At 43.1% G+C, this 11,049-nt stretch carries 8 protein-coding genes and 1 pseudogene; 5 read left to right on the forward strand and 4 right to left on the reverse strand.

From position 1 onward, the window contains the following. Positions 1-774, forward strand: a 774-nt coding sequence (locus tag FWE37_07395) for an N-acetylmuramoyl-L-alanine amidase (protein MCL2520806.1), incomplete at its 5' end; no start/stop codon positions are given. A 48-nt stretch (positions 775-822) separates the two neighbouring features. On the opposite strand, the gene FWE37_07400 is transcribed toward FWE37_07395, so the two are convergent. Then, positions 823-1,539, reverse strand: coding sequence for a hypothetical protein (locus FWE37_07400; GenBank protein MCL2520807.1), 717 nt, complete (start codon positions 1,537-1,539; stop codon positions 823-825). A 270-nt stretch (positions 1,540-1,809) separates the two neighbouring features. Between FWE37_07400 and treB the strand changes: the two are divergent. The 3 genes and pseudogenes from treB to FWE37_07415 all read left to right on the forward strand — a co-directional run bounded on the left by treB (position 1,810) and on the right by FWE37_07415 (position 5,391). Further along, positions 1,810-3,210, forward strand: a pseudogene (treB, locus tag FWE37_07405) (PTS trehalose transporter subunit IIBC). Then, the gene (locus FWE37_07410) at positions 3,200-4,861 is read left to right on the forward strand and encodes an alpha,alpha-phosphotrehalase (GenBank protein ID MCL2520808.1); all 1,662 of its coding nucleotides are present in this window, start codon (positions 3,200-3,202) and stop codon (positions 4,859-4,861) included. Before treB ends, FWE37_07410 begins: the two are co-directional and overlap by 11 nt. Further along, positions 4,861-5,391 carry a GNAT family N-acetyltransferase gene (locus tag FWE37_07415; GenBank protein MCL2520809.1) on the forward strand — a complete coding sequence of 177 codons (531 nt, stop codon included), beginning with the start codon at positions 4,861-4,863 and terminating at the stop codon, positions 5,389-5,391. Before FWE37_07410 ends, FWE37_07415 begins: the two co-directional genes overlap by 1 nt. A 65-nt stretch (positions 5,392-5,456) precedes the next feature. Here FWE37_07415 and FWE37_07420 read toward each other — a convergent pair whose 3' ends face one another. The 3 genes from FWE37_07420 to FWE37_07430 form a co-directional block, all read right to left on the reverse strand. Beyond that, a complete protein-coding gene (locus FWE37_07420) occupies positions 5,457-6,401 on the reverse strand; it encodes a BMP family ABC transporter substrate-binding protein (GenBank protein MCL2520810.1) in 945 nt (314 codons plus the stop codon). Between the two features lie 17 nt (positions 6,402-6,418). After that, positions 6,419-8,389, reverse strand: coding sequence for a transketolase (gene tkt, locus FWE37_07425; GenBank protein ID MCL2520811.1), 1,971 nt, complete (start codon positions 8,387-8,389; stop codon positions 6,419-6,421). Positions 8,390-8,725: 336 nt separating this feature from the next. Continuing rightward, on the reverse strand, positions 8,726-9,247 hold the full coding sequence (locus FWE37_07430) for an ArgR family transcriptional regulator (GenBank protein MCL2520812.1): 522 nt from the start codon (positions 9,245-9,247) through the stop codon (positions 8,726-8,728). A gap of 249 nt (positions 9,248-9,496) precedes the next feature. On the opposite strand from FWE37_07430, the gene sbcB reads away from it, so the two are divergent. Continuing rightward, on the forward strand, positions 9,497-10,993 hold the full coding sequence (gene sbcB, locus FWE37_07435; GenBank protein ID MCL2520813.1) for an exodeoxyribonuclease I: 1,497 nt from the start codon (positions 9,497-9,499) through the stop codon (positions 10,991-10,993). The last annotated feature ends 56 nt before the right edge of the window (positions 10,994-11,049 follow it).

An 11,049-nucleotide genomic window follows, 5' to 3' on the forward strand; every position in this document is an offset into this window, starting at 1 on the left:
AAATTACAAACAACGGGTAGCTCGACAAACCAGCGGATATTACCGGACCAAGCGAATGAGGTTAAGTTAATAAAGGATAAACTTAACGGCTTTTTAATGAGCGGTAACGAAACTTTTCCTGAAGGTAATCCTCCCGGTGGTGATAGGCCTGCAACAGGTAATGAAATTTCCGAGCAACCTAATCCGCCGCAGCCGCCCATACGTATAGCTATTTCCAGCGGGCATAGTGATAGGGTTTGGGGGGCTGAACGCCCAAATTTGAGCATGTATGAACGCCTAGAGGCAGTAACTGTGGTGGATAGAGTAGAAGAGATATTAATAGAGAGAGGAGTAGAAGTTTTTAAATTTCACGATAGAATTAGTGCTACGGAAGAGGCTAGTCGTGCTGCTATTGTAAGATTTCATAATACACAAAACAGATTACTGGATGTGAATATACATTTTAATGCTACTGAGGATATCATTATATCAAGAGCTGTGGGGCCAGAAGTACTTTACAGAACTGGAAATACTACAGCTGCTGCAGTTGCTCAAACCGTTACCGATGCACTTTATGATGTTATGTACGATGCTAGTATAATACCAAAACGTGTGATATTCCCTCGAAATGATTTACCATTTTTAAATGACTGTAATGAAAACCCTATTATTATAGAAGTTTGCTTCGTAAATAGCAGAGCTGATATCGCTACTTACAGAAGGAAATTTGAAGAAATTTGTCAGGCCATTGCCGATAGTTTAGTAGAAGCTGCTCAAAGCCTGCGTGCAAGCTAAGGGAAAATAGTTTAGTAATAATCTTTATTGCTAAGATAGAGGTTATTACTAACGATAACTTACCAGTATACGCGGGTGAAAACCTGTAATATGATGGACAGTTAAACTTCCCCCTAAAACAATCTCTACTAAATTGGGATTATTGCATATATCAAGGCTAGTAATGCCAGTATCACCTACACTAAGAATACGTAAATTAGCAAGCTTGCTTATATCTAAAATTGTTATAGAAGTTCTATTTATACTAAGAAAAACCAAATTAATAAGATTATTAACATCCAAGCTGGTTAAGCCATTACGTTCTACACTTAGCCATTCTAAATTAGTGAGATTGCATACATTTAAACTAATTAGGGCATTAAGCCCTACATTAAGATAGGTTAAATTAATAAGATTACTTACATCTAAGCTAGTTAAATTATTAAAACTTACGTTGAGATGAGTTAAATTAGTAATACTATTTACATCTAAGCTAGTTAAATTATTAAAACTTACATCAAGCCAAGTTAAGCCAATTAAATATTCAATACCTTCTACATCGCTAATTCTTTCTCCGCTTGCATCAAGCCATTCAATCCTCGCCAAAACATCACTCAACCTTTGCCCCACTAAACCGGCATTAGGCCCTAAATGCTCCGCCACCACTCTTCTCAAATTCTCATCAGGGAACAAACTGGCTAAAGTAGCGTTAGCCGCTACCGGCAACCCCTGCCCTTGTGCATTTATGGCTATTAGTAATAAAAATAAAATTAATATTTTTTTCATAGTTTTAGTTTAACATAGCTTGGGCCTAAAGTAAAGCTAAAATTTAAAAGTTTGGCCTGTAAGCGTAATTTTGCGTTAAATATTTAGTACCTATAGATGGATAGTTACCTAACAATTCCTCATTTCTTAATTCTTAGTTTTTACTTCTTAATTTTTTAAGCAAGTTTTTAAAAATTTTATTTGCCAATTTTTAAAAACAATGCTAAAATATTATATTATTGTAAAGGAGATAAGTACATGACTTATAACAAAGAAGAAGGGGCTAAAATTATCGAGCTGCTGGGCGGTAAAGATAATATTAGCAGCTTAATGCACTGTGTAACCCGCCTGCGTTTTGTTTTAAAAGACGAAAGTAAGGTAGATGTTGCTGCGTTAGAAAAGCTGGCCCCTACCGTTAAAGGCGTCTTTAAAAATGCTGGCCAGTTGCACATCATTATTGGTAACGATGTGGATAAATACTACGTCCAGTTTGTTAAAGAAAACGGCCTAGAAGAGCTTACCAAAGCTAAAGAAACTCTTAAGCAAGAGGCTAAAAAGAACATGAACCCGCTGGAGCGCGGCGTAAGTTATTTAGCCGACATCTTTATTCCCTTATTGCCCGCCATTATTACGGGGGGGTTAATCTTAGGCGCCCGCAACGTGATGGAGCTGGAATTTGGCGGCAATAGCTTGCTGGATATTCAATTTTGGGCCGGTGTTCATCACTTTTTATGGCTGCTGGGCGAGGCCATCTTCCACTTTTTACCGGTAGGTATTGCGTGGAGCGTAGCCACCAAAATGGGCACCCCACCTATTTTGGGTATTGTTATGGGTATTACCTTAGTAAGCCCGCAACTCCTTAATGCATGGGCTTTAGGCGATGTCGCTTTGGGCCTTGCCGAACCGGGAGTATGGGACTTTGGCTTTTTTACCTTAGAGCGTGTAGGTTACCAAGCGCAGGTTATTCCGGCCATTTTAGCCGCCGTATTTATGTGTATTATTGAGCGCTGGCTGCGCAAAAAAGTGCCTAGCTTTTTGTACCTGCTGGTAGTGCCTTTTGTTGCTTTAGTTATCGGCGTGTTTATGGCCCACCTTATTATCGGCCCCTTTGGCCGTATGATTGGCAATGGCGTAGCCGCTGCCGTCAACTTTTTACTGGGTGGCGATATTGCCATCTTTAGGGCTATCGGCAGCGCCATTTTCGGCTTTTTTTATGGGCCGCTGGTTATCACCGGTGTTCATCAAACCACTATGGCCATAGAGATGCAAATGGTACAAGCCTTTGGCGGTACGCCTATCTTCCCGCTTTTGGCCTTAAGTAATATGGCGCAAGGCAGCGCCGTACTGGCTTTTGTAATTATGACCAAAAAACAACGCGACCTTACCGTCCCGGCTATGCTTAGCGCTTATTTAGGTGTTACCGAGCCGGCTCTCTTTGGCGTAAACCTGCGCTGGAAGTACCCTATGCTTTGCGCTATGATTGGCAGCGCCAGCGGTGCGGTAGTTTGCGGTTTAGGCGGCGTACTAGCCAACGGTATTGGCTTAGGCGGTATCCCAGCCTTTTTAACGGTGCAGCCGCGTTTTTGGCCGATTTATTTTGTAGCGATGGCCATTACCATTGGCGTATCGGTACTTTTAACGATGATGCTCTTTAAAAAGAATAAAACCGACGAGGCGATGAGTGCAGCTTAATAAACAATCTGTCTATCAAATTTACGTGCCCAGCTTTGCCGACAGCAATGGCGATGGGTTGGGCGACCTTGCCGGCATTACCGGCAAACTGGAGTACATTAAAAATTTAGGGGTAAGTTATATTTGGCTTACTCCTATCTATGTAAGCCCCATGAACGATAACGGCTACGATGTAGCCGCTTATTGCAGCATTAACCCGCGCTTTGGCACAATGACCGATTTTGATAAGTTAATTGAAACAGCTACTTCGTTAGGTCTTAAAGTTATGCTGGATATGGTATTAAACCATACCAGCACCCAGCACGAGTGGTTTCAAAAAGCTTTAGCCGGTGAGGAGCGTTACCAAAATTATTATATCTTTAAAGATGGTACCCCCGGGCAGCCGCCCACCAACTGGCAAAGCAAATTTGGCGGCCATGCGTGGCATTATGTAGACAAATTAGGTAAATGGTATTTACATTTGTTTGATGTAACGCAGGCCGATTTAAACTGGGATAACCCCGAAGTACGCGCCGAGCTGTACAAAGTAGTTAATTTTTGGTTAGATAAAGGTGTAAAAGGCTTACGTTTTGATGTAATTAACTTAATTAGTAAACCCAAAATTTTTGAAGATGATACGCAGGGTGATGGCCGCCGCTTTTACACCGATGGGCCTAATATCCACAGTTATCTTAAAGAACTTAATCAAAACACCTTTGGTAAATACGCTGATGTTATGACGGTGGGCGAAATGAGCAGCACCAGCATAGAAAATTGCCTAAAATATGCCGGTCCTAAACAAGACGAGCTGCATACCGTCTTTAACTTTCATCACTTAAAGCTAGATTATGCCGGCGGCGATAAATGGAGCCTTGCTCCCTTTAACTTTATGGCCATGAAACAGTTATTTAACCAATGGCAAACCCAAATGCAGGCCGGCGGCGCCCTTACCGCCCTCTTTTGGAGTAACCACGACCAGCCGCGCGTAGTGAGCCGTCTTTTTAGCGAGGGCGGTAATAATAGCGCATACCGCCGGCAAAGCGCCGTTATGTTGGCCTGTGCTACTTTTTTGATGTACGGTGTGCCGTATATTTATCAGGGTGAAGAAATTGCGATGCCTAACGCCGGCTTTACCGGCATTGACGATTACCGCGATGTAGAAACCATCAACTACTATAAAATTTTAAGACAAAGTAAAAGTGAGGCCGAAGCCTTAGCCATAGTGGCCGCCAAAAGCCGCGACAATGCCCGCACTCCGATGGTATGGAATGGCGAAAAGCCCGGTTATGGCTACACCGGCGGTACGCCTTGGTTAGGTTTTATTAAAGAAGCCGCCACGATTAATGCCGAAAACGAACTTAACGCCAGCGGTTCGGTGTACCGTAACTTTGCTAAGTTGTTACAGTTAAGACAAGATTACCCTGCTTTACAGAGCGGTACCTATGAGCAGCTGGCCGCTAAACACGAGCATATTTATGCTTATAGCCGCACCTTAAAAGAAGAAACTGTTATCGTAGTATGCAATTTTTTTAACGTTAAAACCAGCTTTAATTTAGAGAATATCGGTATTTACAAATTAATTTTTAATAACTATAACGATGCGACAATTCATAACACAACGATGGAGTTAAAGCCCTACCAAGCGATAGTTTTTATTGGAGGAACCCTATAATGAATGCTTTACAAGGTAAAAAAGTATATTTACGCGCTTACAAAGAAGACGACCTGATAGAGTCCGTAAACAACGTCAACCACTACCCAAGCCGCGTACGCGGCGATAACGACCCGCCATTCCCTGTGAGTTTAGAGGAAGGCCGCAAATACATTGAAAAAGCCATAAAAGCCGAAGACAAACCCAACTTTACCTTTGCCATATGCCGTACCGGTGATGATAAACTTATCGGCGACTGTGGGTTATTCAATTTTAACGCTACCAACCGCAACTGCAAAATTGGTATCGGTTTAGGAGCGGATTATCAAGGACAAGGTTATGGCTACGAGGCCCTTAGCTTGCTTAATAATTTTATCTTTAACGAGCTAAATTTAAATAAAATTAAGTTAAATGTTTTTTCTTTTAATACGCCGGCCATTAAATGCTACCAAAAACTAGGTTTTGTGGAAGAAGGCCGTTTAAAGAACGAACTTTACCGCAGCGGCCAATGGCACGATGTCATTTTAATGGCTTTGTTTAGCAAGGGGTAACTATTCCCCCTACCCCACCCTTCGGGTGCCCGTTCTCCAAAGAAGGGGATTAATAAGTTATTTTACTATGGTAAAACTAATCCCTGCACCAAAATATTGGTGGCGCTAAAACCGGTTTCACCTTCGGTAAGGCCAGAGGTAAAAGTACCGTCCACTATGCTGTGCAAGGCATTATAAATATCTACATTACACAACTTTAAGGCACTGGTTAATACCACACTATGGCCATCACTTACTAAACCCATCGCATACATATCGGTATCTACCCCTACAATAAATAACCTTTCACCTTGCTGGTGCAGCTCACGGGCAAAACTGATGGCCCCGCCGTTGGCGCTGCCGGCCATCGTTTTAATGGCATACAAATTATCGCCGTGCCGCTGCCTTAACATTAGGGCAAAGCTGCGGGCGGTGGCGGCATCGGTCCAGTTATTAAGCGCCAGCCTTTCAAAGTTAGCGGCGGGGATTAGCTCGATTATCCCGGCCATAAAACCGTTACGATAAGCCACGACGGCCGGCACCTCCATACCCTCGATGGTGGCAAAGACGGGGCTTTCCAGCCCATCGCGTAAAGCCGCTAAAGCGGTGATTTGACCGGCCAAAAAGCCGGCGTTATATTCGTTGTATACAATACTTTTAACGTTGGGCAGGTCGACAAACCCATCAACCAAAATAAAATTAATAGCGGGGTACAGCGGGGCCACGCGGGCTATAATATCAATAAAATTAAAGCCGGCGGTAATTAACACCGTAGGGTTTTCATCGGCGGCGTTGCGCACCGTTTGCTCCAGCAGGTCGTGGCTAGGGCTGGCCACGTAACTGTAGCTGCCGGCCAAAGGATTAGCGGCAAAAAAGCGGCTTATGCCGTAAAAGACATCTTGGTTAAAGCTGCCATCGGTTACGCCGCCGGCCTCCGTTACTTGTATCACCTTTAGGCCAATGTTTTCTTGCTGATAATTGCCACAGGCCAATAAAGTTATAGTCAGCAATATTAATGTTGTTTTTTTCATGGCTTAACCTTTTAATTTTAGCTAAGTAATTTTTTTACTTTATTAACCACATTCTCGGCCGTAAACCCAAAGTGCTTTTGCACCTCTTTATATTTACCCGATAAGCCAAATCTATCCATCGTTAAGTAATCGCCGTCTAGGCCCACCAGCTTAGCCCAGCTTAAACTGCTGCCGGCCTCGATAGCCAACCGCTTGCGGCAGCTTTTGGGCAGCACTTCTTCTTGATAGGCGGCATCTTGCTCCAAAAATAACTCGCTGCTAGGCATACTTACTACACGTACAGGGATATGCTCGCTCTGTAACAACTTAGCGGCCTCGATGGCCAAATGCAGCTCGCTGCCAGAGGCCAGTAAAATGGCCTTAAAGCCCTCATTATCGACCGCTACATAGCCCCCCTTTAAAGCGTTAGGGCTTTGCAAAGCTAAGTAAGGCAGATTTTGCCGGCTTAAAATTAAAGCCGTTGGCCGCGTGCGGCTGCTAAGGGCCAAAGCATAACCGGCCATCACCTCGTAGCCATTAGCCGGGCGGTAAGTAAGCAAATTGGGGGTAGCCCGCAGCATAACCAGTTGCTCGATAGGCTGATGCGTCGGGCCGTCTTCCCCTACCGCAATAGTATCGTGAGTAAAAATATAAATCAACGGCAATTTCATTAAAGCGGTAAGACGCAAACTGGCCTTAAGATAATCGCTAAAAACAAAAAAGGTAGCCACATAACTTAAACTGCCGCCGTAAAGCATAATACCGTTGGCAATGGCCGCCATCGCTTGCTCGCGCACACCATAAGCAATATTGCGGCCGGCAGCATTTTCTTTAAAATTTGGGCTGCCTGCTAAAATTGTTTTGTTAGAAGGCCCCAAATCGGCGCTGCCGCCCCATAGCTGCGGGTATTTATTTTGTAACTTATTTAAAATTTGCCCCGATAGGGTACGCGTGGCTATTCGCTCTTCGGGAAAGTTCCATAAATCTTGATTGGTTAAAAGATTATCAAGACCGATAGGCTCTTCATCTTTTAAAAGACGGCTATATAACTCTGGGTATTTTTTTTGATAGTCTTCAAAATTTGCTTGCCATTTATTATAAGCCTCAGCCTTACCGGCCATAAGCTCTTTAAAGTGTTCTTTTACCTCAGAGGCGATAAAAAAATCGTCCGGCGGGCAGCCAAGTTTTTCTTTTAAAGCTTTAACACCTTCTTCGCCTAAAGGTTCACCGTGCGATTTTGCACTGCCCTCACGCGGGCTGCCGTAACCAATTTTGGTTTTTACCTCGATAAAACCGGGCTTGCCGCTGGCTTTAGCGGCCGTTATTGCCTTATCGATAGCCTCTGCATCGTTACCATCTTCTACCAAAAAAGCGGCAAAACCATAGGCCGCATAACGAGCCCGCACATCTTCGGTAAAGGTAAGGTTAGTGTCGCCTTCGATGGTGGTATCGTTACTATCATACAAAATGATAAGCTTGTTAAGACCAAATGTACCGGCCAGCGAAGAGGCTTCGGCGCTAATCCCCTCCATCAGGCAGCCATCACCCACCAGCACATACGTGTAATTATTAAAGATAGGATAATTATCTTGATTATAAAGAGCTGCTTTATGTTTTTCGGCCATTGCCATACCTACGGCATTAGCAAGGCCCTGCCCCAGCGGGCCGGTGGTGCATTCTATCCCCTCAATATAACCGTATTCGGGGTGGCCGGCGGTGATGGCGTTTAGCTGCCTAAAGTTTTTTATATCGTTTAAACTAACTTTAAAGCCAAATAAATGCATTAAGCCATAAAGTAAAGCCGAACCATGCCCGGCCGATAAAATAAACCTATCCCGTCCGCGCCAGTTAGGAGCAGCGGGATTAATATTTAAATGCTTTGCCCACAAGGTGTAAGCGGCAGGGGCAGCCCCCAGAGGCAAGCCCGGATGGCCGCTGCCGGCGGCCTGTATGCTATCGGCGGCCAAAGTGCGGAGTGTGTTAATGGCCTGCTGCTGAATATTTTGCATGAAAACCTTCTTTTATTAATTAAGAATTAGTAATTAAGAATTAAGAATGTGATTTCTTTATCCGTAACTTTTTTATAATGTAGCACGAAAACGGGAGGTTTTTCAAGCCCGTCCGGGGGGTGGGAGAGGTTAGCACGTTAATCTAATTTAGAGAACATCTAAAGAAGATTAACCGCCAAAAACGTGAATTACGCGAAAAAAAGATAAAACTTCGCATCTTTTGCGATTTTATTTACTCTTTTTTCTGTTATTATTTTATAGCCTTATTTATTTTTATAAAAGCCTACATTGTAAACATTTAACAAAAACCCTCCGTAAGGAGGGTTTTAAACTTACTTAATCGTCGTCATCTTCGTCATCGTCTTCTTCGTCATCAAGTTCTTTAAAGCCTTTAATTTTTAACTCCGGCACTTTGGCTTTAATGGCTGCTTTAAGCACATCAATATCGGTACCTTCTTTTACGGCAATAAACACCGTATCATCGCCGGCTATTACCCCAATGGTTTCGTTTAGGGCCAGCCGCTCAAAAGCCATCGCAAAAACGGCAGCAAAATTGGCCGGAGTACGCACCACCGCTAAGTTACCGGTAAGAGTTATCGATAACAACCCTCGGGCCACATCACTTTTAGATTCGGCATCAAGCGGTTTAACTACTTCCTGCGAAATAACATAGCGCAAGTTATTTCCTTCATCAACTACTCGGTAAGCCTTTAAACGGTGCAGGTCGCGGCTTAAAGTGGCTTGTGTAACCACAAAGCCTTCTATTCTAAGCATTTCTTGTAATTGGTCTTGGCTACCAACCTCTTTGTCTTCGATTAGCCGCTCAATCAGCTTTAACCTATGCGCTCTTGCTCTCATAAATATTTCCTCTCTTTTCAAATTAATACTCAAGCTGTTTTTTTAATAAATATTACTATTTATTTTAACATACTTTTAAAAAAAGTCTATACTTTTTGAAAAAAAATGTATATTTTTTTATACTTTTTTTCTAATTTATTATCCAATAACCTTTATTTAAGCTAAATAGCCAACATTTTACTTGCAAAAACTTTTTTAAAAAACACAAACAGCCTTGCAAGAGTCAGCAAAAATTATTAAACTGCTTTTATGGCTAACCCAACCATTTTATGGTACGACCTAGAAACTTACGGCTTAAATGCCCGGCTAGACCGCATAGCCAGCTTTGCCTGCCTGCGTACCAACCTTAATTTTGACGAGCTTGACGACGGCCACACCCTATACGCCCGCCTAAGCCCCGATTACCTGCCCAAGCCCGAAGCCGTGTTGGTTAATAAATTGCTGCCCAGCCACTACATTGATAGCGGCCTGCGAGAGCACGAGCTGGCTAAAGCTATCTTTAACGAATTTAGCCGGCCGGGTACGTGCGTCGCCGGTTTTAATAACATTAGGTTTGATGACGAGTTTATCCGCAATCTTTTTTACCGTAACTTTTACGATATTTATAACCACGCCGAAAGCCGCTACGATATTATCGATTTAGTGTTAGCTTGCCACGACCTGCGGCCCGAAGGGATAATTTGGCCCAGCGATGACGAAGGCCGTTTTACTTTTAGGCTAGAAAAATTGACACAGGCTAACAACTTACCCCATAGCTATGCCCACGATGCCCTCTCCGATGTAAAAGCCACCATCGCCGTTATCAAGCTGTTAAATAATAAACAGCCTAAATTGGTAAAATTTCACTTTGAACAGCGGCATGCGCGCAAACTTTGGCATTACATTAATTTACAAACTAACGAGCCTTTTGTACATACCAGCCGTATGCTTACTAACAGTAACGGCTTTGCCAGCTCTATTATGCTGCCGCTGATGGCCAATAGTTTAAACAGTAAAGAAATTTACTGCTACGATTTACGTTACGACCCCTCTTTGCTTATCAATCTGCCCGCTAAAGAGGTAGTAAGCCGCTATTTTACCTCGCGCAGTGTGCTAAGCGCCGATGCCGAACGCATTCATATTAAAGGTGTGCGCTTAAATAAATGCCCGGCCATCTTTCCCTTACAGGTGTGGGATAAAGGCTGCGAAGAACGTTCGGGCTTAACTAAAGAGTTAGCTTTAAGCCGTATGCAGCTCATAAAAGATAACTTTGAGCCGATTAGCGCCAATTTAAGGGCCATCGATGAAGCTTTAACCGGCGGGGCCGATAGCAAAGAACCTATAACCGAAGTAGATTTGCTTATTTACGGCGGCGGCTTTTTTAGCGACAGCGAAAAACGGCTTTTTGAAAGTATCCGCCAAGCTAAAGCCCTCGAGCTGCCTCATTTGATTTTACCTTTCAAAGATAATCGTTCGCCGGAACTTTTTAAAAGATATTTAGGCCGTAACTACCCCGAGCTCTTAGATGAAAAGAGTTATAACGAATGGCGCCGCTACTGTGCCAATCGGCTAACCTTTCCGCCGGCCAGCGAAGCTTTATCTTTTAGCGATTTTCGTGCCAAAATTGGCGAACTTAGCCAAAACGCCGGCGAAGCCGATTTAGAACTGCTTAAAGAGTTATGGCAATACGGCCGCCGTTTAGAAAAAACCCTTTTAAAAAGCGTTAAGCAAGCTACTAACCAGCAGTTAAAATTGCAATTAAATTAATAATTAATAATTGGGAAGGCAAAAATTTTTAATTCTTAATTATTACTTTTTAATTC

The organism is Spirochaetaceae bacterium, assembly GCA_009784515.1.
In the GTDB taxonomy this organism is placed as follows: Bacteria; Spirochaetota; Spirochaetia; order WRBN01; family WRBN01; genus WRBN01.